Annotated in this window: 21 protein-coding genes; 13 read left to right on the top strand and 8 right to left on the bottom strand. The window is 64.1% G+C overall.

What is annotated here, in order from left to right:
- Window positions 1-3: 3 nt before the first annotated feature.
- Window positions 4-189 carry a hypothetical protein gene (locus tag XH93_RS35055; protein WP_139481075.1) on the top strand — a complete coding sequence of 62 codons (186 nt, stop codon included), beginning with the start codon at window positions 4-6 and terminating at the stop codon, window positions 187-189.
- 59 nt (window positions 190-248) lie between these two features.
- Here the strand turns inward: XH93_RS35055 and XH93_RS35050 are convergent, their stop codons facing one another.
- The 3 genes from XH93_RS35050 to XH93_RS35040 all read right to left on the bottom strand — a co-directional run bounded on the left by XH93_RS35050 (window position 249) and on the right by XH93_RS35040 (window position 2,805).
- Complete coding sequence (locus XH93_RS35050) at window positions 249-488, bottom strand: PilZ domain-containing protein (RefSeq protein ID WP_194470966.1); 240 nt, start codon at window positions 486-488, stop codon at window positions 249-251.
- A 224-nt stretch (window positions 489-712) separates the two neighbouring features.
- Entirely contained in the window at window positions 713-2,383 is a 1,671-nt protein-coding gene (locus XH93_RS35045; RefSeq protein ID WP_194475443.1) for a pilus assembly protein TadG-related protein, read from the bottom strand.
- Window positions 2,384-2,391: 8 nt separating this feature from the next.
- Window positions 2,392-2,805: a TadE/TadG family type IV pilus assembly protein gene (locus XH93_RS35040; RefSeq protein ID WP_139481074.1), complete on the bottom strand. Its 414-nt coding sequence runs from the start codon at window positions 2,803-2,805 to the stop codon at window positions 2,392-2,394.
- A gap of 387 nt (window positions 2,806-3,192) precedes the next feature.
- Between XH93_RS35040 and XH93_RS35035 the strand changes: the two genes are divergently transcribed.
- Complete coding sequence (locus XH93_RS35035) at window positions 3,193-4,080, top strand: LysR family transcriptional regulator (RefSeq protein WP_244626842.1); 888 nt, start codon at window positions 3,193-3,195, stop codon at window positions 4,078-4,080.
- Between the two features lie 26 nt (window positions 4,081-4,106).
- Here the strand turns inward: XH93_RS35035 and XH93_RS35030 are convergent, their stop codons facing one another.
- Together XH93_RS35030 and XH93_RS35025 are read right to left on the bottom strand one after the other, a co-directional pair.
- On the bottom strand, window positions 4,107-4,322 hold the full coding sequence (locus XH93_RS35030; protein ID WP_194470965.1) for a SlyX family protein: 216 nt from the start codon (window positions 4,320-4,322) through the stop codon (window positions 4,107-4,109).
- The gene (locus tag XH93_RS35025; RefSeq protein WP_194470964.1) at window positions 4,315-5,067 is read right to left on the bottom strand and encodes a rhodanese-related sulfurtransferase; all 753 of its coding nucleotides are present in this window, start codon (window positions 5,065-5,067) and stop codon (window positions 4,315-4,317) included. Before XH93_RS35025 ends, XH93_RS35030 begins: the two co-directional genes overlap by 8 nt.
- 182 nt (window positions 5,068-5,249) lie before the next feature.
- On the opposite strand from XH93_RS35025, the gene ggt reads away from it, so the two are divergent.
- The 3 genes from ggt to XH93_RS35010 are packed head-to-tail and all read left to right on the top strand — an operon-like array spanning window position 5,250 to window position 8,338.
- On the top strand, window positions 5,250-6,836 hold the full coding sequence (gene ggt / locus XH93_RS35020) for a gamma-glutamyltransferase (protein WP_194470963.1): 1,587 nt from the start codon (window positions 5,250-5,252) through the stop codon (window positions 6,834-6,836).
- A gap of 25 nt (window positions 6,837-6,861) precedes the next feature.
- Window positions 6,862-7,320 (top strand): FKBP-type peptidyl-prolyl cis-trans isomerase, encoded by a 459-nt coding sequence (locus XH93_RS35015; protein ID WP_139481070.1) that lies wholly within the window; start codon window positions 6,862-6,864, stop codon window positions 7,318-7,320.
- A gap of 28 nt (window positions 7,321-7,348) precedes the next feature.
- A complete protein-coding gene (locus XH93_RS35010) occupies window positions 7,349-8,338 on the top strand; it encodes a D-2-hydroxyacid dehydrogenase family protein (protein ID WP_194470962.1) in 990 nt (329 codons plus the stop codon).
- A 65-nt stretch (window positions 8,339-8,403) separates the two neighbouring features.
- On the opposite strand, the gene XH93_RS35005 is transcribed toward XH93_RS35010, so the two are convergent.
- Window positions 8,404-8,619 (bottom strand): CsbD family protein, encoded by a 216-nt coding sequence (locus tag XH93_RS35005; protein WP_139864518.1) that lies wholly within the window; start codon window positions 8,617-8,619, stop codon window positions 8,404-8,406.
- A gap of 159 nt (window positions 8,620-8,778) precedes the next feature.
- Between XH93_RS35005 and XH93_RS35000 the strand changes: the two genes are divergently transcribed.
- Complete coding sequence (locus XH93_RS35000) at window positions 8,779-9,300, top strand: cupin domain-containing protein (protein WP_194470961.1); 522 nt, start codon at window positions 8,779-8,781, stop codon at window positions 9,298-9,300.
- A 151-nt stretch (window positions 9,301-9,451) separates the two neighbouring features.
- Entirely contained in the window at window positions 9,452-10,189 is a 738-nt protein-coding gene (locus XH93_RS34995; RefSeq protein ID WP_194470960.1) for an enoyl-CoA hydratase/isomerase family protein, read from the top strand.
- Between the two features lie 55 nt (window positions 10,190-10,244).
- Here the strand turns inward: XH93_RS34995 and XH93_RS34990 are convergent, their stop codons facing one another.
- On the bottom strand, window positions 10,245-11,771 hold the full coding sequence (locus tag XH93_RS34990; RefSeq protein ID WP_194470959.1) for an amidohydrolase family protein: 1,527 nt from the start codon (window positions 11,769-11,771) through the stop codon (window positions 10,245-10,247).
- Window positions 11,772-12,039: 268 nt separating this feature from the next.
- Here XH93_RS34990 and XH93_RS34985 point away from each other — a divergent pair, with 268 nt between their 5' ends.
- The 5 genes from XH93_RS34985 to XH93_RS34965 all read left to right on the top strand — a co-directional run bounded on the left by XH93_RS34985 (window position 12,040) and on the right by XH93_RS34965 (window position 18,003).
- Window positions 12,040-13,050, top strand: coding sequence for an alpha/beta hydrolase (locus XH93_RS34985; protein WP_194470958.1), 1,011 nt, complete (start codon window positions 12,040-12,042; stop codon window positions 13,048-13,050).
- A 119-nt stretch (window positions 13,051-13,169) separates the two neighbouring features.
- The gene (locus XH93_RS34980) at window positions 13,170-13,592 is read left to right on the top strand and encodes a VOC family protein (protein ID WP_194475442.1); all 423 of its coding nucleotides are present in this window, start codon (window positions 13,170-13,172) and stop codon (window positions 13,590-13,592) included.
- Between the two features lie 31 nt (window positions 13,593-13,623).
- On the top strand, window positions 13,624-14,103 hold the full coding sequence (locus tag XH93_RS34975) for a VOC family protein (protein ID WP_194475441.1): 480 nt from the start codon (window positions 13,624-13,626) through the stop codon (window positions 14,101-14,103).
- A gap of 255 nt (window positions 14,104-14,358) precedes the next feature.
- Complete coding sequence (locus tag XH93_RS34970) at window positions 14,359-16,467, top strand: phospholipase D-like domain-containing protein (RefSeq protein WP_194470957.1); 2,109 nt, start codon at window positions 14,359-14,361, stop codon at window positions 16,465-16,467.
- Between the two features lie 243 nt (window positions 16,468-16,710).
- Window positions 16,711-18,003 carry a phospholipid carrier-dependent glycosyltransferase gene (locus XH93_RS34965; RefSeq protein WP_246799378.1) on the top strand — a complete coding sequence of 431 codons (1,293 nt, stop codon included), beginning with the start codon at window positions 16,711-16,713 and terminating at the stop codon, window positions 18,001-18,003.
- Window positions 18,004-18,105: 102 nt separating this feature from the next.
- Here the strand turns inward: XH93_RS34965 and XH93_RS34960 are convergent, their stop codons facing one another.
- Window positions 18,106-18,741 (bottom strand): OmpA family protein, encoded by a 636-nt coding sequence (locus XH93_RS34960; RefSeq protein WP_194470956.1) that lies wholly within the window; start codon window positions 18,739-18,741, stop codon window positions 18,106-18,108.
- Between the two features lie 225 nt (window positions 18,742-18,966).
- Between XH93_RS34960 and XH93_RS34955 the strand changes: the two genes are divergently transcribed.
- Window positions 18,967-20,130, top strand: a complete 1,164-nt coding sequence (locus XH93_RS34955) for a winged helix-turn-helix domain-containing protein (RefSeq protein ID WP_194475439.1) — start codon at window positions 18,967-18,969, stop codon at window positions 20,128-20,130.
- Window positions 20,131-20,344 lie beyond the last annotated feature (214 nt).

The raw sequence follows: 20,344 nt of genomic DNA, 5'->3' as shown, positions 1-20,344 counted from the left end.
GACATGGCCGAGAAATTCAATCCTGCGGCGCATGACAAGCATGCCGACAAGCCGCGCGAGGCGCGGCCCGCCGACCGCAAAATTCACGAGCGGCTGGAGGCCGAGCTGGAGGACAGCTTTCCGGCATCCGACCCGGTCAGCGTGACGCAGCCTGCGCCGTCGAAGCACGACGGCGATCGAGACAATTAGCGGCTTTGCACCAGCGCTTCGCTAACCACGATGCAAGCCGGATTCTAGCACGCGAACTCCTAGATCGGTCTCCGTTCGGGGCGCGGCACCGGATCAAGCTCGAAGGTCACGCCGAGCCGGCGTTCCAGACGCCAGGCGACGACGCAGCGCCGCCGGATCGGCTCGCTCTCGATCTCTAGCTCGAACGCGAGCGGGATTGCGACGTCGCTTTCCACGGCGAGACCTGCGCCCCCGGTCGAGATGTTGAGCACGAGGCATCCGAGGCTGCTGTCGCGGAAGTAGATCGTGCCGCGCTTCATCAGGATGCTTCGCTGGCTGTCGGTTTTGTACCGTTTTATTGTTGTGCTCACCGCAGGTCTCCTGACCCCCGTTATGCTGCCGGTCGAGAAAGCTGGCTAAAGCGCGATCAGATCACGTTGAACGGTCATCGCGCTTTGGCTGTTCGGTTGCGCATGCTCGCCGCGCAAGCGCGTTCCGCGTTGGTCGCGAGGGAAAACCGCTTCAGACTTTTCCGGATCATGCGCTAGTTCACCAGAACCGCGCCGTCGCAGCGGATGCCCATCACCGTGACGTCGACCTGGCCGAGACCCACGCCGAGCGTCGCCAGCAAGGATGCCAGCACTTGATCGATCGGACTGGTCACGCCGTTCAGGATGCCGGTGACCAGGCCGCCCAGGCCCGGAATCGGCAATCCGAGCGGGCCGACACCGATGGTGAGGGACAGGTCGCCGAGCAGGCTGCTGGTCAGCGACGAAAGAAAATTGGTCGTCGTCACCGTCTTCTTCGTTCCCGACTGAATCTCGCTGTAGCTGAAATTGACGTTGGTCGGCGTGGTGTTGCCCATGCCGGCATGGGCAAGCCCGCTGACCGTGGCGCCCAGCACATTGACCAGCGTCGCCGGCGGCGGATTCGGCTTGTGCGTGAAGTTGGTCATGTCGGCAACAGTGACATTGCCGATCCACGCATCGATGATCCCCGGCGTCACCCCGATCGTGACCTGGGACGTGTTGATGTTCGGATGGCCGCAGGACACCGCATTGAGCGTCGCGGTGCCGGAGGCGACCTCGACATAGATGGGCAGGTTGATCGTCGAGACGCTGCCGCTGCCGAGCACCTGGACCGACACCAGCAGCCGGGTCTGCGCGGTGTGGACGCTGACGCCCTGGGTGCCGACCGCGATCCAGCTCGAGCCGACGGGGCGCTCGCCGACCGTGGCGAGCACGCTCACATTGGCGATGCCGGGTAGGCCGAGATTCACGCTGGTCGCGATCTGGTGGCTGCCGTTGGCGATCTGCGCGACCGTGCTGACGAGGTCGAACACCGAAACGCTGGCGCCGACCTTGGGCTTCTGGCCCACCGTGAGGTTGGCAAAGGGGCCAAGATCGACCAGCGAGCCCGGCGTGATCTTGGTCGAGGAGCCGGTCACGGCCTGCGAGATCGACGACAGCGCGGTGGTCGCGGCGTTCGCGCCGTTGGTGATCTGCTGCGTGGTCAGCGCGGCGGCCATGATGTCGCCGACCTTGATGTTGCTGCTCAACAGGTCGCTGTAGGTGACGCCGGTCAGGTTGACCCGCGTCGCCAGCGCCGACAGGAAATCCAGCGCGTCGATCTTGGCGCTGATCAGCGCATTGTAGTCCATCACCGAGAGCGAAATCGTCGTGCCGAGCATGCTGCCGAGCATCGCATTGAGCACGCCGCCGTTGACCGCGAGCAGCCGCGAGCCGATCTGGAACGCCGCCATCTCGGTGGACGTCGCGGTGGCGGTGGTCCGGATCGAGAAGGTGCTCGAGCCGGTCAGGTAGCGCGCGAAATAAAGCGGGGTCTGGGTATTCAGCGTGACGCGCGCGGCGTTGGGGGTCCCGACGGCCGGGGTCACGAACCGCGCCTGCGGTGCGATCGCGCTGTTTGCGGTGTAGGTCCCGGTTTCGACCCTGACCAGCGCGCTGGCCGGATAATTGTTCTGCGTCACCGTCGCGGTGGCGGCGTTGGTCGGATTGTTCAGATTGGCGGCAGCGACGATCGCGGCGAGGTCGGCGGTGCTCTGCGTCTTGCGCCGGTCGGCGAAGATGGAGCCGAGATCGACCGCAAGCCCGGCGCAGCCGATGACCAGTGTCATCAGGCCGGCGCTGATCATCGCGAAGTTGCCTCGTTCATCGGCGCCGAAGCGCCGAACCAGATTGACGGTCCCTGCCATTTTCATTGTTAGAATCCTCCGTACTGGATTGCGGCCGAGCGCACGATGGTGGTCGACGGCGCGCGAACGAAGGGTAGGCTGTAGATGAAGCTGTTGGCCGCGTTGTAGTTGACCGTCACCACATAGACGTTGGCGTTCGACGGCGACGGCGCGGCGCTGACCGTGAGATTGCCGGGCACCAATAGCGGGTAGGTCGAAGCGTTCGCGGCGACGTAGCTCGTCGCGAGGCTGTTGCGTTCAGTGTCGGTCATCCCGGCGACCGATGATCGCGCCGCCTCGGCGGCGAGTTGCTGAACGCCATGCACCATCGCCAGATACGAGCCGAACACGACGATGCCGAATATCACGGCGAGAAACAGCGGCAGCATCAGTGCGAATTCGACGGCCGATGTGCCGCTTCGACAGCGGAAAAACCTGATCATTGCACACACCTCGCAATGCAATTTGTGCCACCACGTTGCGAGGCTTTGATTAAGGAAAACTATGAAAACGCTTCCGCGAATCAGTGGTGCCAATCCGGACAAATGGCCGCACCAAATTTATTGGGTTCGCGATGCCTTATGGGGCGATCAAAATCCTTGATGCGATGTCCGGAGAAATGCGGGTGTGCAGCAGCGCGGGCCGGCGGATGCCCTCGTCCGATACCGTATCACTACGTAGCAATGCACGTAACGATGCATAAGAGGCTCGAATACTGTATCGGCGCCGAAAATTGCAGCTAAACCAAGCTGCAACCAAATGTTAGTATAGCTCAACCACACACTATGGAGATCGTAACTGCGTCCCGTGCTGAGATTGGAGCGCTCGCGATGCACAGACCACGTCAGCATTTGAATATTCCTACTGAGATCGTTCGCACGGTCGTTGCCATTGCAGAGACAGGAAGCCTATCGAAGGCCGGGGAGCGGCTCGGTCTCAGCCAGCCGGCGATAAGCTCGCAGGTGAAGCGACTGCAAAGCCTGGTCGGCGGCGCGCTCTTCATCAGAACGGCCAACGGCACCACGACCACCGAACTCGGAAAAGTCGCCGTGCAGCAGGCCCGGCGGATCCTGGAGGCGAACGACCAGCTGCTCCGGCTCGGCGGCACTCATGAAGGACCGCAGCCGCTGCGGCTCGGGTTGAGCACGATGCTTGCCGAGGAATTCCTCAAGCTGCATCCGTCCGACGCGCTGGCCGATGTCCTGGTCCACGCCGACATGTCGCCGACGATCATCAGAGGCTTGATCGACGGCTACATCGACATCGCCTTCGTCTACAGCAATCCGTTGCTCGAGGCCGAAGACGAGATGACGATCGCCAACGAGGCCGACGAACGCTCGGTTTGGGTGCGATCACGCGATTTTGTGCTGCGGCCGGGGGCGCCGATCCCGGTGCTGGCGTGGCCGGGTGACGACTGGATGATCCGCACCCTGACCAAGCACAACATCTCCTACAAGATCGTGTTCAGAAGCCCGAACCATCAGCTGCGGCTCGAGGCGGCGCGGGCGGGATACGGCCTGACGGCGTGCCCCGAGCGGATGATTCCGCCGTTCCTGGTTTCGGCCAAGGACTACTACCTGCCGGAGCTGCCGGTGCAGAAGCGCTTGCTGTGCGTGCGCCCGGGCCTCGAAGGCAGCCGCGCGACGGCGCTGGTGCAGCGCTTGTCCAGCCTGTTCTTCAGCGGCGCCAAGCCGATCCGTCAGGTGAGCAACCTGTAAGCCTGACGCCGCCACGGCGGCGCCGGTCAGTAGTGCGGCGGGCGCTCGTTGGCGGGGCCCGGCGCCTGGCGCTCGGCCTCCTGGAGTCGGTCGCGCAACTCGGCGATCTGGCGCGTCAGCGCGTCGATCTGCTTCCACTGCGCCGTGATGGTCTGGTTCAGCGTCTCGATGGTCTCGTCCTGGTAGGTCAGGCGGACCTCCAGCGCATCGATCCGTTCGCTCAGCTTTGCGGCATCACTCATCGGCGCTGGCCTCAAAGCCACGCTGGCGCAGGCCGTGGCCGAGCGCGACGCGCTCGTCGAACACGAAGCAGTCGCCGCGCCAGCGGCTGTCGCGCTCCGGCGTCGCCTCGAGATATTTCAGGATGCCGCCCTTGAGGTGATAGACCTCGGCAAAGCCGCGGGCGAGCAGATAGGCGCTGGCCTTCTCGCAGCGAATGCCGCCGGTGCAGAACATCGCGATCCTCCTGTGCTTGGCGGGATCGAGGTGACGCGCGGCAAACTGCTTGAACTCGCCGAAGCGCGCGATCTTCGGATCCAGCGCGCCCTCGAACGTGCCCATCGCGACCTCGAAGGCGTTGCGGGTGTCGAGCAGCAGCATGTCGGGCGAGGCGATCAGCGCGTTCCAGTCGGCGGCGTCGACATAGGTGCCGACCTGCCGGGTCGGGTCGACCGTGGTGTCGCCGAGCGTCACGATCTCCTTCTTCAGCCGCACCTTGAGCCGCCCGAACGGCATCTGCGCGGCTGCGGAGAATTTCAGCTCGAGATCACTGAGCCGGCCGCCGAACAGCGGCCCGCGCCGTAACTCCGCGACGAAGCCGTCGATGCCTGCGGCCGGGCCGGCGACGGTGCCGTTGATGCCCTCATGCGCCAGCAGGACGCTGCCCTTGAGATCGTGCCCGGCGGCGAGCGCGCGCAGCGGCTCGCGCAGCGCGCGGAAATCGGGCAGCGCGGCGAACTGGTAGAAGGCGGCGACCTTGAGCGGCATGATGGCGGGGGTTTATCAGCCCGACCAGGCTGGCGAAACCCCGCAAAGCCATGCGCTAGCGGGATAATTCCCCTGATGATTCACTGGTATGCCAGGCATTGCCCAGCCGGGGATGAATGTGTCATGTACGTCGCACCCACCGCAGCCGCGTCAGAACATCAGAAGCAAGCGAGCGCTCGATTATGAGGAATTTCCATTTCGCCGGCCGTTCCACGGTCCACGCCCAGAACGCGATGGTGGCGACCTCGCATCCGGAGGCGGCGCTCGCGGCCATCGAGGTGATGCGCGAGGGCGGCACCGCGGCCGACGCTGCGGTTGCGGCCTGCGCACTGCTTGGCGTCATCGAGCCGCAATCGACCGGCATCGGCGGCGACTGCTTTGCGCTGATCCAGCCGCGCGGCGAGGGCAAGATCATCGCCTATAACGGCTCCGGCCGCGCGCCGATGGCGGCGACCGCGGACTGGTACCTCGAGCGCAAGATCCATTCGGTGCCGCTGACCTCGGCGCACGCGGTCAGCATCCCGGGCGCCATCGACGCCTGGGACGTGATCCTGCGGGATCACGGCAAGTTCGGCTTCGACCGGTTGCTGCAGCCGGCGATCAAGGCCGCTGAAGAGGGCTATGTGGTCGCCCCGCGCATCGCTTTCGACTGGAAGAATGGTTTTGAGAAGCTGAAGAACGGCACCAACACCGAGCGCTATCTCTTGCCGCACGGCAAGCCGGCGGTGGCCGGCGACGTGATCCGCCAGCCCGAGCTCGGCAAGACGCTGCGCGCGATCGCCCAGAAGGGGCGCGACGCCTTCTATTCCGGCGAGATCGCGGCCGACATGGTCGACACGTTGCGCCGCATCGGCGGCCTGCACACGCTGGAGGATTTCGCCGCGCATTCGACCGAGACGACGTCGCCGATCGGCACGATGTACAAGGGCTACGACGTCTGGCAGTGCCCGCCGAACGGCCCGGGCATCACCATGCTGGTCATGCTCAACATCCTGTCGCGCTTCGACCTGACGCAATTCAAGCCGCTCAGCATCGAGCGTTTCCACCTCGAGGCGGAAGCCGCGCGCATCGCCTATATGATGCGCGAGCAGCATATCGGCGATCCCCAGCAGGTCCATGTCGACGTCGCCGGCATCCTGTCGAAGGAATTCGCCGACGAGCACATCAGGAACATCCGGATGGACCGGCTGCTCGACCTGCCCAACGTCGCGCCGCCGATGAATCCGTCGACGGTCTACATCACCGTGGTCGACAAGGACCGCAACGTTTGCTCGTTCATCAATTCGATCGCGCACTCGTTCGGCTCGGCGATCGTCTCCGACAAGACCGGCATCCTGCTGCAGAACCGCGCCGGCGGCTTCCGCATTCAGCCCGGCCATCCCAACTGCATCGCGCCGGGCAAGCGTCCGCTGCACACCATCATCCCGGCGCTGGCCACCAAGAACGGCCGCGCCGTGATGCCGTACGGCGTGATGGGCGGCCAGTACCAGCCGGTCGGCCAGACCCATGTGCTGACCAACATCCTCGACTATGGCTGCGACGTGCAGGAGGCGATCGACATGCCGCGGGGCCTGCACTACGAGGGCGTCTACCAGCTCGAGGACTCCGTGCCGGCCGAGATCGTCGAAGGCCTGAAGAAGATCGGCCACAAGACCGTCCGCGTGGTGCCGCCGCTCGGCGGCGGCCAGGCGATCTGGATCGACTGGGACAAGGGCACGCTGACCGGCGGCTCCGATCCCCGCAAGGACGGCTGCGCGCTCGGCTACTGATTGCCATATCAAGGAGAACGATAAGATGCGATCTTCCCGACGCACGATCATCAGGACTGCGCTCGCCGGCCTTGCGGCCGCGGTCTCCACGCCCGTTGTCAGCGAGATGGCAGCGGCCCAAACTGCAGGAAAGCCCATGACCACAGCTTCAGGCCTCCAGATCATCGACAGCAAGGTCGGCACCGGCGCTTCGCCGAAATCCGGCCAGATCTGCGTCATGCACTACACCGGCTGGCTCTACGAGAACGGCCAGAAGGGCAAGAAATTCGACTCCTCCGTCGACCGCAACGAGCCGTTCGAGTTTCCGATCGGCGCCGGCCGCGTCATCAAGGGCTGGGACGAGGGCGTCGCCAGCATGAAGGTCGGCGGCAAGCGCACGCTGATCATCCCGCCGGAGCTCGGCTATGGCGCGCGCGGCGCCGGCGGCGTGATCCCGCCGAATGCGACGCTGATGTTCGACGTCGAACTGCTGGGCGTGAAGTAGCAAGCCCGCAACAAGGGGAGGCGCAGCGATGAAGGTCTCGATCCTCGACGATTACTTCGACACGCTGCGCACCCTCGACGCCTTCCGCAAGCTCGACGGCTACGACGTCACGGTCTGGAACGATCATGTCCAGGACGTCGATGCGCTGGTCGAGCGGTTGCGCGACACCGACGTGCTGGTCTTGATCCGGGAGCGGACCCAGATCCGCACGCCGCTGCTGGAGCGGCTGCCGAAGCTGAAGCTGATCAGCCAGCGCAGCGTCTATCCGCACATCGATATCGACACCTGCACGCGGCTCGGCATCGTCGTGTCCTCGGGCCAGCATGCGGATACGCCGTCCTACGCCACCGCCGAATTCACCTGGGGCCTGATCCTGGCGGCGATGCGCGCGATCCCGCAGCAGATGGCGGCGCTGAAGGCCGGCAAGTGGCAGATCGGCGTCGGCCACTCGGTGCGGGGCAAGACGCTCGGCATCTACGGCTATGGCCGGATCGGCGCGGTGGTCGCAGGCTACGGCAAGGCTTTCGGCATGAACGTCTTGGTCTGGGCGCGCGAGGCTGCGATGGCCAAGGCGCGCGCCGACGGCTACGAGACCGCCACCAGCAAGGCGAATTTCTTCGCGCGCTGCGACGTGCTGTCGCTGCACATGCGGCTGGTCGACGCCACGCGCGGCATCGTCAAGGCGGAAGATCTGGCACGCATGAAGCAGACTGCACTGATCGTCAACACCAGCCGCGCGCCGCTGATCGAGCCGGGCGCGCTGGTTGGTGCGCTGCGCGCCGGCCGGCCCGGCATGGCCGCGGTCGACGTCTATGAGAAAGAGCCGCTGCGCGACACCTCAGATCCGCTGCTCAACATGGACAACGTCGTCTGCACGCCGCATCTCGGCTACGTCTCGCGCGACGAGTACGAGATCCAGTTCACCGACATCTTCGATCAGATTTTGGCCTACGCCGCCGGCAGACCGACCGATGTGGTCAATCCGGATGTGCTGGCAAAGGCCCGCCCGCGGGGCTGACAAGCGTCACTGACGCGCAATCGGCCGGCCCGTTCGACCGGTCTCCGCAATTCATCGTCCGGCGTTCAAGTCTTCCAGGTGCCGGTTCCGGTGGCCCTGTTGAAGGCATTCCTGACCAGTTGCTTGGCGCTGCCCCACGCCTTCTGGCCCTTGCCCTTGGCTTGCTGGATCGCGCCTCGTCCCTGCATCGCCGAAGAGCCGGTGGCCTCGCCGAGCCGCTGCTTGACCTTGCCGATCGCCTCGTTGGCGGTCCCCTTGATTCTGTCCGTTGTGCTGCCCATGGATTTCTCCCTGGATTTGGATTTCTCCCTGGATTTCTTCTTCGTCATGCATGGAGGCAACGCGCCGGAACATGGCAATGTTCCGATTTTCCCCTCGCTCGAACCAACGCTTTTCGCTAGCGTTCCGTACACGAAACTCTACTCGCGAAAGCAAGCACGATGAGCGGTTCCCACGACCATACCCATTCCCACGACCACGACCATCATCATGACGACGAGCGCTGGAAGCATGACGGCGTCCGCGTGATTCCCGGCAACCAGCTCGATCCCAACGTGCCCTCGACCGCCGGCATGGACCGCAAGGCCGCGATCAATTTCGCCCGCGTCGGCGCGCAGAAATTGTGGGCCGGCACGGTCAGCATCAAGCCGGACGCCAAGACCGGCGCGCATCACCACGGCCATCTCGAAAGCATCATCTATGTGGTGAAGGGCAAGGCGCGGATGCGTTGGGGCGAGAAGCTGCAGTTCACCGCCGAAGCCGGGCCCGGCGATTTCATCTTCGTGCCGCCTTACGTGCCGCACCAGGAAATCAACGCCAGCCGCGATGAGGTGCTGGAATGCGTGCTGGTGCGCTCCGACGGCGAGGCGGTCGCGATCAATCTCGACATCGAGCCGGTGGAGAAGCCGGAGACGGTGCTGTGGGTCGATCCGGTGCACCGGCATCCGGATGAGAAGAAATGACGGTGTGGTAACCCCCACCGTCATTCCGGGGCGATGCGCAGCATCGAACTATTGTGCGCAATTGCGCACCTGAGAATCTCGCGCTGCAATCTCTAGATTCCGGGTTCACGCTGCGCGTGCCCCGGAATGACGGCATCAGAGGGAGGCCAGCATGACACTCGTCCGCTACGACAGCGCCGACCACGTCGCGACCATCACGATGGCGCGCAGCGAGAAGCACAACGCGCTCAACAATGCCTTGTGCACTGCGTTGCGTGACGCCTGGCTGCGGTTTCGCGACAGCGACGATCGGGTCGCGGTGCTGGCCTCGTCGGAGGACAAGTATTTCTCCGTCGGCGCCGATGTCGGCGATCTCCCCGTCAACATGTGGCACGCCGTGCCCGGCCTCGGCGTCGAACTGGACAAGCCGGTGATCGCGGCGACCTCCGGCTGGGTCGTCGGCGGCGCCTTCGTGCTGGTGCAGATGGCCGACCTGTGCGTCGCGTCGGAGACGACGCGCTTCATCTATCCCGAGGGCAAGATCGGCACCACCGCGGGCGGCGTGTCATCGGTGATGGCGCGGATGCCGCACAAGATCGCGATGGAGTTTCTGCTGGTCGGCGAGGAAATGTCGGCGGAGCGCGCCTACCAGATCGGCTTCGTCAACAAGGTGGCGCCGAAAGGCCAGCACGTCGCGATGGCGCAGGAGATGGCCGCGAAAATCGCCGGCAATGCTCCGCTGGTGGTCCGTGCGCTGAAGAAGCTGGCGCGCGAGGCCATGCCGAAGGGACCGCTGGAAACCGTCGCCGACGTGCGGCGGCTGCTCGATGAGGTCAGGGACAGCGACGATCTCAAGGAAGGCGTCAAGGCTTTCGCAGAGAAGCGGAAGCCGCGGTTTACGGGGAAGTAGGATTCCACCCTACCGTCATTGCGACCCGTTGGCTCGCAATGACGCGGTTAGAGCGTCACACAAACACCCGGTGATCAATCGCCCCGTTCGGCACCACGTAGCCGTAGCGCGTGTTCGACGGCTCGACGCCGGCCTTCTCATACTGCGCCTTCATCATCGCAAAGCGGTCACCCTTGAGCTCCAGCATCGCGCGCTTCGGCTGGACGTTGTAGAGCCGGGCGTTGTTGTCGCCGAAGATCGCTGATTTCACCGGTCCGTCGGCGGGGCCGAGCGGCGCGTAGCCGAACTTCTTCTGCATCACCTCGGGGATCTCCAGCCGGCGGAAACCCTCGATCTGCCATTGCGGCGCGCCGGTCCACAGCGCGTCGGTGCCCCAGCAAACGTGATCGACGCCGAGGCCCTTGATCAGCGTTCCCATCAGCGCGGCGCAGACATTGGGTTCGGCGACCAGCGTGGTCGCGAACAGCTGCCCGACATCGCCATAGACATTGTTGACGCCGTATTGCGCCGGGATGTCGGCGAGGTCGGAGGTCCAGGCGATGCGGCCGGTGCGCTCGAACTCGGCGAGCGCAACCCGGGGATCGCCGCCGACATGGCGATAGGCCGAGTGGTAGATGATGAAGTTGAGCTGCGGCCAGTCCTTGGCCGCCTGGCCGACATCGGCGACGTCGGCAAAGCCGCGCAGATTGGGATACTGCTTCTCGATGCCGGGCGGGAACAGCCCCTTGTGGACGCAGACATTCTTGATGCCCGCCTGCACCATCTTCTCATAGCCCTTGTAGGCCACCTTCTCGTCGTCGAGCCGCCACGGATAGCGGCTGATCTCCTTGTGGGTGTTGTCGCCGATGGTGTAGCCCTTGCAGGATTCCGGCTTCAAGGCGAGCGCGGCGTCGAGCTTGTCGAGCCAGCCGGGCTGGCCCGGCGTGAAGATGGCGTGGCAGAACACCCGCCGCGCGCCGGCCTCGTCGTTGATCTTCTTGCGGGCGTCGGCCATCTGCTCGTTGGTCAGGAACCAGTCCTGCTCGATATCCGACGGCGCCGAGGAGATCAGCGCGATCTTGGTGTCGGAATCGAGAAACATCTCCTTCTTGTAGTTGTTGAACTTCAGATCCTCGATGGTCTGCTCGTGGTCGCTGAGCTGCTTGTTCCAGCCGGCCTTGCCGACCGCCTTGCGCATTTCCACAAAGCCCATGATGCGGGTGTCGTCGCGCAGGAAATGCGTATGCATGTCCATGATGAACTGGTCCTTCAGCGCGCTGGCGCGCTCCTGCGCCATCGCCGGCGTCGCGGCCTCCGCCGGCGTGACGTCGAACAACGGGCCGTAGACCTGGTTCATCGCGACGAACGAGGCGGCCATGCCGGCCGCGGTCTGGAAAAATCTGCGGCGGTCGAGGCCCTGCTTGCCGCCGAGATCGTCGGCCATCGCCAGCAGCCGCGCCTCGACCTCGCGCTGCCGCTCATTCTGGGGATCGGGATAGAACTCGTCGCTGGAAACGATCTGGGTCGGGATCGGCGTTGGGTACTGGCACAGTTCGGAGGGTATCAAGGCGGCAAGTTCTTCGTCGGTGAGGTTGCTGCTCATTCTTCGCTCCCGCTTCTCGCCGGATATTTCCGGTCGGACCGCGGCGGAGACTAGGCGCAAGTCCGGCCGCCGTCCCGTCCCGATCGCCGTTGCCATTCACAAAATCGTGCGCCGAATTTGCTGTCATTGCGAGCGCAAGCGAAGCAATCCATGCTTCCGCAAGCGGCGGCATGGATTGCTTCGCTTGCGCTCGCAATGACGGGCGTGGATGCTAGCATTGCTCAACCTTGGGGACCGAACGAAGCCCCACCATGAAGGGAGGCGAGCCATGACGCATTCCGACCATTCGCGCCGCACCATCATCAAGGGCCTAGGCGTGGCAGCGGCAGGAGGCGTGCTCGGCGGGGCGCAGGCCGCAACTGCGGTTCCCGCCGAGGGCGAGATCTGGAGCGGCGAGTACTGGGCGAAGAAGGGCGACATTCCGCTGTGGATGTTCCGCAAGCGGATCGGCGCGCCGAAACCGGGCGAGCCGGCGCGGCCCGTGGTGTTCTTCGTCCACGGCTCGTCGGTGACGTCGCGCGTGTTCGACCTCACCGTTCCCGGCAAGGGCGAGTATTCTCTGCTCAATACGTTCGCGCGCTACGGCTTCGATTGCTGGACCATGGACCATGAGAACTACGGCAAGTCGGGCCGCACCTCCGGCAATGCCGATATCGCGAGCGGCGTCGAGGACCTGAAGGCGGCGGTCGAGGTGATCGCCCGCGAGACCGCGCAAACCAAATATCACTTCGTCGGCGAATCCTCGGGCGCGCTGCGCGCCGGCGCCTATGCGATGGCGGCGCCTGAGCGGATCGACCGGCTGGTGTTCGCGGCTTTCACCTACAAGGGCGAGGGCTCGCCGACGCTTGCAAAACGAGCCGAGCAGCTCGCCTATTACCGCAGCCACAACATGCGCAAGCGCGACCGCGACATGATCCGCTCGATCGCGACGCGCGACAGAGCGGGCACGTCGGATCCTGCCGTGGTCGAGGTACTGGCTGATGTCGAGATGCAGTTCGGCGACCAGATCCCGACCGGCACCTATCTCGACATGACCGCCAATCTGCCGGTGGTGCATCCGGAAAAAGTGCTGGCGCCGGTGCTGCTGGTCCGCGGCGAATATGACGGGATCGCGACCGTCCCCGACCTCGAGGAATTTTACAACAAGCTGCCGAACGGCGACCGCCAGTTCATCATCCTGCCCGGCACCGCCCATTCGGTGGCGCTGGCGACCAACCGCGAGCTGTTCTGGCACGTGACGCGGGCGTTCCTGACCATGCCGACCCCGATCGTCACCTGAGGCCTGCGGCAGGACGTCGCAACAAAAATTCTCAAAATCAAATGTCGGGAGCGCGCCCTCGGCTTCGTCCTTGGGGCACAACCCCGCCAAAGGAGTGCCTTCCCTTGTCCCAAGCCAAGATGATCTTCGTCAACCTGCCGGTTTCCGATCTCGCCCGATCGACCGCCTTCTACGAGGCGATCGGCGCGACGAAGAATCCGCAATTCTCCGACGACACCGCATCCTGCATGGTGATCTCCGAGACCATCTTCGTGATGCTGCTGACCCACGACAAATTCCGCCAGTTCACGCCAAAGAAGATCTCCGACGCCAGGACCTCGAGCGAAGTGCTGATCTGCCTCTCCGCCGATGGCCGCGAGGCGGTCGACGACACCGTGAGCAAGGCGACGGGCGCCGGCGGCACCGCCGATCCTTCGCCGAAGCAGGATTACGGCTTCATGTATGGCCGCAGCTTCGAGGATCTCGATGGCCACATCTGGGAAGTGATGTGGATGGACGTCGAGGCCGCGACCAAGGGCCAGCCCGCTGCCGCCAACGCCTGATCGCATCCGCCGACGCGAGGAGAGTTGCATGATGTCAAAAGTGTCGCCCTGCCTGTGGTTCGACGGCGAGGCCGAGGAGGCGGCGAACTTCTACGTCTCGCTGCTACCGAATTCCCGGATCGAGAAGGTCCAGAAGAACGTCGTCGACTGCCCGGCCGGCAAGGCCGGCTCGGTGCTGGTGGTCTATTTCACGCTGGCCGGCCAGAGCTACATCGCGCTGAACGGGGGCATGAAGATGGAATACTCCCACGCCGCCTCGTTCTCGATCGATTGCGCCGATCAGGCCGAGGTCGACCGGCTCTGGGACGCTTTGCTCGCCGATGGCGGCAAGGCGGAGCAGTGCGGCTGGCTGCGCGATCGCTTCGGCGTGCCGTGGCAGATCGTGCCGACGGCCGTTCACGACACCATCGCCGGACCGGACCCGGCCGGCGCCGGCCGCGCGATGCAGGCGATGCTCGGCATGATCAAGCTCGATGTCGAAGGCCTGCGCCGGGCCTATCGGGGCGTGTGATGCGTCCTGGGTGAACCGTGCCTGGGTGAACCGTGGTGGCGCCGGCCGGAGCACGCTCCGACCGGCTTTTGTTTCGGGCTGAGCAGCCCCGCGGATGTGATCTCCAGTCGAGCCGGCGCAGCCCTCCGCGCAAGCATCCGACAAACTTTCTTCGTCGCCTTTCGCATTGAAACAACTACAGGTTGCTTTGATTCGGGTGTCCTGCTACAACGCACGCAGGTCTGTATCAGCACGTCTGCATCAGAGGGGGCGGTGATGGCGGCGAAGGCAATCGCATACGCGAACAACGACGTCGTGCAGATCGGCTGGAGCATCGACGAGAAGCTGCCCGGGTGTCTTGGCTTCGCCGTGTATCGTCTCCCCGCGGACGTCGATCTCCCCGAAGTGCCGCTCACATCGCACGTTGGATTCGAGGAGACCGATCCCAACAAGTGGATCGCAAAGCCGACCACGCTGCAGCCTATCGCCAACTTTCGCTGGCGCGACCTTGCGCCTGAGCGTGGCAAACCCGTCCGCTACAAGATCGTGCCGATGCAGGGGCCGCCGCAAAACCCGCAGCCGGTGCCGAACTTCAAGCCGATGATTACCCCGGCGGTCACCGCGACCGACACCTATGGAAACATCCGCGTCTATTTCAACCGCGGCATTCTCTCCACCCAACACCTGTCACGAGCGCTGATCGCCGAAGGCAAGAAGCCGTCGCCGGCCGCGCTGGATCCGCACATCAAGAAGGAGGGCGACCCGATCAGGCTCGGCCTGACCGGGCAGCTGCTTGATGCCTTACTTTCGATCATCAAGCGCGCCAAGCTGGAAGGCGGCAAGTGCTATGCGTCGCTGTACGAACTGACCGACACCCAGCTGATCGCCGAACTGGTCTCGCTCGACGAGGTCGAGATCATCCTGTCGAACAACGGGACCGGCGACGATGGAAAGCCATATGACGACGGCAATGCCTTCGCGGCGGAACAATTGGCAGGCAAGCCACTGATCCGGCGCTACATGCCCAAGGGGCAGATCGGCCACAACAAGTTCATCGTCTATGTCGGACCGGACGGTGCGCCGAAGTCGGTATTGACCGGAAGCACCAACTGGACCGCGACCGGCCTCTGCACCCAATCCAACAACTGCATGATCGTCGAATCGTCCGACCTTGCCAAACAATATCTCGACTATTGGCATGAGCTTAAGACCGACGCCGAGACGGCCGGCATTCCTCCGACGCCCGAGCCGATGCCGGACATACAGGGCGACACGCTGCGCAAGGACGATGCCAAGCCGCGGCCCGCGCTTGCGATCGCGGGCGGCCCGAGCGCGCAGGTGTGGTTCTCTCCGAACATGCCGGGGCTGATCAGAAAACCCGCCAAGCTGCCGCCCGACCTCAAGCAGTTGTTTGCGCTCTGCGAGGCCGCAGAGCAGGCGGTGATGTTCCTTTGCTTCCAGCCCGGCGGCGCCGGCTCGGAAATTTCCACCATCGTCAAGTTCCTGTCCGGCGTATCGGAGAAGAAGCCGTATCTGTTGATCCGCGGTGTGATCAGCGATCAGGCCGAGGCCGAGGAATTCATGAAATTCCGGGATCCGGACGAGGATGCCGACGTGATCGCGCCGGCGGGCATTCTCGACGGCTTTGCGGAATGGGAAAAGGAGTTCTACCGGTTCGGCAATGCGATCGTGCACGACAAGATCGTCGTGATCGATCCATTCTCGCTGACCAACTGCGTCGTTGCGACCGGCAGCCACAATCTGGGCTACCGTGCCTCGCACAACAACGACGAGAACTTGCTGATCCTGCGCGGCGACCGCCGCATCGCCCAGGCCTACGCGACCCACGTCTTCGACATCTACAGCCACTATCGCTGGCGTTACTACCAGATGCTGAAGGCCCAGCGGCTCGCCAACGCAGCCTGGATGAAGGCGGGTGGCGACAAGGATCAGAAGAAGAACTTCCCCGCCTCGAAATTCTTCGATCAGGTCGTCAGCTGGAAGCACAACGAGCCGAACGACAGCTGGCAAGACCGCTATTTCGATCCATCGAGCATGGCGATGCTGGAACGTCTGTTCTGGGTTTCGGAGGGCCAGCCACTCGCGGCGCGCATCCCGAAATTCCCCATCACCAAACGCAGGGGCTCGGTGCTGGAGCCGGGGCCGGGATCGACCGCAACGGGCAAGAAAACGGCTGGTGCGACCAAGCCGGGTGCCACTGCCAAGAAGGTCAAGAAGGTCAAGAAGGCCAAAAAAGCCAAGAAGGTCAAAACTGCAAAGAAGGCAAAGAAGGCCAAGCCGGCCCGAAAAGCCAAGAAGGTCGCCAAGGCCGTTCGAAAGCGCAAGGCAGCCCCGAAAAAGTCAGCGAAGAAATCCAGAAGCTAGGCCAGCTCGGCGGATCAAGCATCGATCGGCAACCCGACGCCGCGGTCGATCAGCCGCGTGGCAAGACCCTTTGTCATCGTACCGGACCGCGCTTGCATCTGATACTGTAGGCTCGCTATCGACGAAGGAGAATTCGTTCAATGCGGTGGATATGAACGTAAGTTCCGCTCACACACATCACGCGCCACGACGCCAACCTAGCTCCTTCGCTCACATGCGTTCGCCTCGTATTGCGTCCAATCCGTGAGCGTCCAACCCGATTCACATTCGGTTCTGCCGCGCACGGCCGTCGTCGCCGCGATCATCTTCGTCGTCGCCCACATGGTGCTGCTGATCGGGATCACGGTGCCCGACAAGCTCTATTTCGACGAGGTGCACTACGTGCCGGCGGCGCGGCAGATGCTCTCGCCGGCGCCGGAGGCGCCGATCCTCAACCCGATGCATCCGCCGCTGGCCAAGGAGATCATCGCACGCTCCATCAAAGTGTTTGGCGACAATCCGTTTGGCTGGCGCTATCCCGCCGCGCTGTTCGGTGCGCTGGCGCTGGTCGGCGTCTATCTCGGCGGCCTCGCGCTGTTCGCCGCACAGGGACGCGCGCTCGCGGCCACGCTGCTCGCCTTCTTCAACCAGATGCTGTTCGTACAGTCGCGGATCGCGATGCTGGATATTTTCGCGCTGGCCTTCGGCTTGTTCGCGATCGCGGCGTTCATCCATGGCTTCAGGCAGCAGCGGCCGCAGCTCGCTTTCGCGCTGGCGGGGCTTGCCGCGGGCTTTTCGGCCGCCTGCAAATGGAGCGGCCTGTTCGTGCTCGCGACCTGTATCGTCATCGTCGCGGCTGTCAGCCTGCTGCGGAGCTGGCGCACCCGCTTTGCCGACGGCACGTCCGAGGACTGGTACCGGCCGGACCTGTGGCCGGATTTTCGCGTCCATCACTTCATCGCCTGCTTCGTGCTGATCCCGGCGGTCGTCTATCTCGCGACCTTCGTGCCGTTATACGGTTTCTCGGTCTCCGCGATCGTGGAGGCGCAGCGCCGCATCTTTGCCGACAACACCACGACGGCGATCGCAGGCCACACCTATATGAGCTCATGGCCGTCATGGCCGCTCCTGGTGCGGCCGGTCTGGTATCTCTTCGACAAGGTCAGCGATGACCGGATCGCGGCGGTGGTGTTTCTCGGCAATCCGCTGATCCTGTGGCCGGCGCTGATCGCGCTGGTTGTCGCGTTGCGCGACTGGATCGTGGCGCGCCAGCGCGACGCATTCCTGGTGCTGGCGTTCTATCTCGGCCCCTATCTCGCTTGGGCGCTGCTGCCGCGCACGCTCGGCTTCATCTATTATTATCTGCCGGCGGCGACCACGGCGAGCTACGCGCTGGTCTATGCGCTGACCCGCAAGGGCGCGCCGCGCTGGCTGTTGTGGGCGTTCGTGGCGGTCGGCTGCGCCGGCTTCGTCGCAATGCTGCCGGTCACCGCGGCGATCGTCGAGACGTCGATGGCGACGTTCAACCGATTGATGCTGTTCCAGAGCTGGATCTAAGTCTCGTCATTGCGAGCGAAGCGAAGCAATCCATTCTCACCGCGCATGAGGATGGATGGATTGCTTCGCTTCGCTCGCAATGACGGGAGGAGGCAGCAACGCCTACTGCGACGCAGTCTTGGTCTCCATGTTCACGACCTGCACGCGGCGGTTGGTCGGGTCGAACGGCGCGTTCGGATCCTTCGGCTTGGTCTTGCCGTAGCCGACGGTGACGAGGTTGGAACCGATCAGGCCGTAATGCTCGACCAGGTATTTCTTGATGGTGTCGGCGCGGCGCTCCGACAGATCCTGGTTGTAGCTCTCGCCGCCGACCGCATCGGTGTGGCCGGCGAGCACGAAGGTCGAGCCCTTCAGGCTGGCATCGGACAGCGCCTTGCCGAGTTCCTGCACGGCCTGGGTCGAGCCCTTGCTGATGTCGGCGGAGTTGTAGTCGAAGTGGATCTCCAGATCGATCTTCGGCTTGTTGGCGGCGATCTCGGCGATCTCTTGGCGTTCGCCTGATGACAGCGAACGGTTGCGGACGCTGTTGAGGAAGCCGGCTTCCTTGGCCGATTCCTTGGCCGAGGCCGCGGGGTCGACCTGCGGGCCGGCCGACAGGCCGCGGGTGGCCGATTTCGGCTTCAGCGCATCGAGGATCTTGGCGGCGGGAACGGTGTCGCTGCCGGCCAGTGCGAGGCCCGCCGTCATCGACAGCGCAGCGCCGATCGTCAGAAGGGAAACGGAGAGAGAGCGGGTCATGGCTTTGGTCCTTGAAATCGTGCCAACCAAATCTGGCTTGCTGTCGTTTTGATGCGGGAACTCTAGGACCGGTTCAAAGCGCCGAATGTGATCTTGGTCACGGTTGGGTTGTCGGTGACCGGGATGTCGACCGGCACGGTGCCGGAACGGGCAAAGCGCTGGACCGATGACGCGCAGCCGGACCGCTCTCCACAATCGCGCGAATCTCACTACATTGCCGGGCAAATGCCCCGCCGAGCCGAACCCCTGCCGTTGAGCAATGCCGCCGCCCGCCGCATCTGGCTGCGCGCGCAGCGGCTCGATACCAGGGCGCCGTTCGCCGAGGGGGCGTCGGCGGTGGCTGATGCCGTCGACCATCTCGGCTATGTGCAGATCGACACCATCAACGTGATCGAGCGCTGCCATCACCACATCCTGTTCTCGCGGATTCCGGACTACCGCCGCGCCGATCTCAAGCAGGCGCAGAGCACCGACAAGACCGTGTTCGAGTATTGGACGCACGCGCTGTCCTACGTGCCGTCGAAGGACTTTCGCTTCTTCCTGCCGGCGATGAAGGCGCACAAGCGCGACGGTCATCAATGGTATTCGTCGGTGACGCCGGCCGACACCCGCAAGATCATGCGGCTGCTGCGCGCCGGCCCGCTCACCATCCGCGACATCGACGACGACGTGCTGACCGAGAAGGAGCATCTGTGGCAGAGCCGCAAGCCCTCCAAGCGGGCGCTGCAACTCGCCTTCTACGGCGGCGTCGCCACGATCAGCGAGCGCAACGGCATGCTCAAGACCTATGAGCTGATGACGCGGCATTTCGGCTGGGACAAGCCGCCGAAGCCGGCGTCGGCGTCGGAGCAGACGGCCTATCTGCTCGACCGCGCGCTGCGCTCGCAGGGCGTCGTCAGCCTGGATTCGGTCTGCCATCTCGATGCGCCGAGCAAAAAGGCGGTGCGCCGCCTGATCGAGGCGCGCGTCCGCCGCAACGAGCTGATCTCGCTCGCGCTCGAGGGCGCCGGCAAGCAGGAGCATTGGGTCCGGCCGGAGGTTCTGGAACAGGCCGGCGAGGCCGATCCGGGCCTGGTCCACATCCTGTCGCCGTTCGATCCCTTGATCATCCAGCGCAAGCGCACCGAATTGTTCTTCGGCTACGGCCATCGGTTCGAGGCCTATGTGCCGAAAGAAAAGCGCGTGTTCGGCTATTTTGCGTTGCCGGTGCTGGTCGGCGACGACATTGTCGCCGCCATTGACCTCAAGACCGACCGCCAGAACAAGAAGCTGCTGATGCAGAAATGGACCTGGGTCGGCAACGGCAAGAAGCAAGCTGCGCGCAAGGAGCTGAAGCGCCGCATCGAGGAAGAGCTCGGCCGCTTCGAGCGCTTTCAGCTGGCGGATTGAGGCTCACTTGTCTCCGTCATTGCGAGCGGAGCGAAGCAATCCATCGAGCCGCATATGCGGAGCCATGGATTGCTTCGTCGCTTCGCTCCTCGCAATGACGGTGGCGGTCGGTTCGGCCAATCGCTATCCCCATTCGGTTCCCGTTTGGCGCTGTGAGCTATGAGCTTTTTGCCATTGCTCAACCTGCGTGCACCCAATAATCCTCAAGCCAAGC

This window comes from Bradyrhizobium sp. CCBAU 51753 (assembly GCF_015291565.1).
GTDB lineage: Bacteria > Pseudomonadota > Alphaproteobacteria > Rhizobiales > Xanthobacteraceae > Bradyrhizobium > Bradyrhizobium ivorense.
The sequence above is the reverse complement of the archived record's forward strand: the minus strand, read 5'-3'. Positions and strand labels throughout refer to the sequence as shown.

Bases quoted from the DNA above. Each gene is read 5' to 3' on its own strand.
- XH93_RS35015 (WP_139481070.1), top strand. From the start codon at position 6,862: ATGCGATCTTCCCGACGCACGATCATCAGGACTGCGCTCGCCGGCCTT.
- XH93_RS34995 (WP_194470960.1), top strand. From the start codon at position 9,452: ATGACACTCGTCCGCTACGACAGCGCCGACCACGTCGCGACCATCACG.
- XH93_RS35005 (WP_139864518.1), bottom strand. From the start codon at position 8,619: ATGGGCAGCACAACGGACAGAATCAAGGGGACCGCCAACGAGGCGATC.
- XH93_RS34980 (WP_194475442.1), top strand. From the start codon at position 13,170: ATGATCTTCGTCAACCTGCCGGTTTCCGATCTCGCCCGATCGACCGCC.
- XH93_RS34955 (WP_194475439.1), top strand. From the start codon at position 18,967: ATGCCCCGCCGAGCCGAACCCCTGCCGTTGAGCAATGCCGCCGCCCGC.
- XH93_RS34970 (WP_194470957.1), top strand. From the start codon at position 14,359: ATGGCGGCGAAGGCAATCGCATACGCGAACAACGACGTCGTGCAGATC.
- XH93_RS35035 (WP_244626842.1), top strand. From the start codon at position 3,193: ATGCACAGACCACGTCAGCATTTGAATATTCCTACTGAGATCGTTCGC.
- XH93_RS35055 (WP_139481075.1), top strand. From the start codon at position 4: ATGGCCGAGAAATTCAATCCTGCGGCGCATGACAAGCATGCCGACAAG.
- XH93_RS35040 (WP_139481074.1), bottom strand. From the start codon at position 2,805: ATGATCAGGTTTTTCCGCTGTCGAAGCGGCACATCGGCCGTCGAATTC.
- XH93_RS35030 (WP_194470965.1), bottom strand. From the start codon at position 4,322: ATGAGTGATGCCGCAAAGCTGAGCGAACGGATCGATGCGCTGGAGGTC.
- XH93_RS35045 (WP_194475443.1), bottom strand. From the start codon at position 2,383: ATGGCAGGGACCGTCAATCTGGTTCGGCGCTTCGGCGCCGATGAACGA.
- XH93_RS34985 (WP_194470958.1), top strand. From the start codon at position 12,040: ATGACGCATTCCGACCATTCGCGCCGCACCATCATCAAGGGCCTAGGC.
- XH93_RS35010 (WP_194470962.1), top strand. From the start codon at position 7,349: ATGAAGGTCTCGATCCTCGACGATTACTTCGACACGCTGCGCACCCTC.
- ggt (WP_194470963.1), top strand. From the start codon at position 5,250: ATGAGGAATTTCCATTTCGCCGGCCGTTCCACGGTCCACGCCCAGAAC.
- XH93_RS34990 (WP_194470959.1), bottom strand. From the start codon at position 11,771: ATGAGCAGCAACCTCACCGACGAAGAACTTGCCGCCTTGATACCCTCC.
- XH93_RS35025 (WP_194470964.1), bottom strand. From the start codon at position 5,067: ATGCCGCTCAAGGTCGCCGCCTTCTACCAGTTCGCCGCGCTGCCCGAT.
- XH93_RS35050 (WP_194470966.1), bottom strand. From the start codon at position 488: ATGAAGCGCGGCACGATCTACTTCCGCGACAGCAGCCTCGGATGCCTC.
- XH93_RS34975 (WP_194475441.1), top strand. From the start codon at position 13,624: ATGTCAAAAGTGTCGCCCTGCCTGTGGTTCGACGGCGAGGCCGAGGAG.
- XH93_RS34960 (WP_194470956.1), bottom strand. From the start codon at position 18,741: ATGACCCGCTCTCTCTCCGTTTCCCTTCTGACGATCGGCGCTGCGCTG.
- XH93_RS35000 (WP_194470961.1), top strand. From the start codon at position 8,779: ATGAGCGGTTCCCACGACCATACCCATTCCCACGACCACGACCATCAT.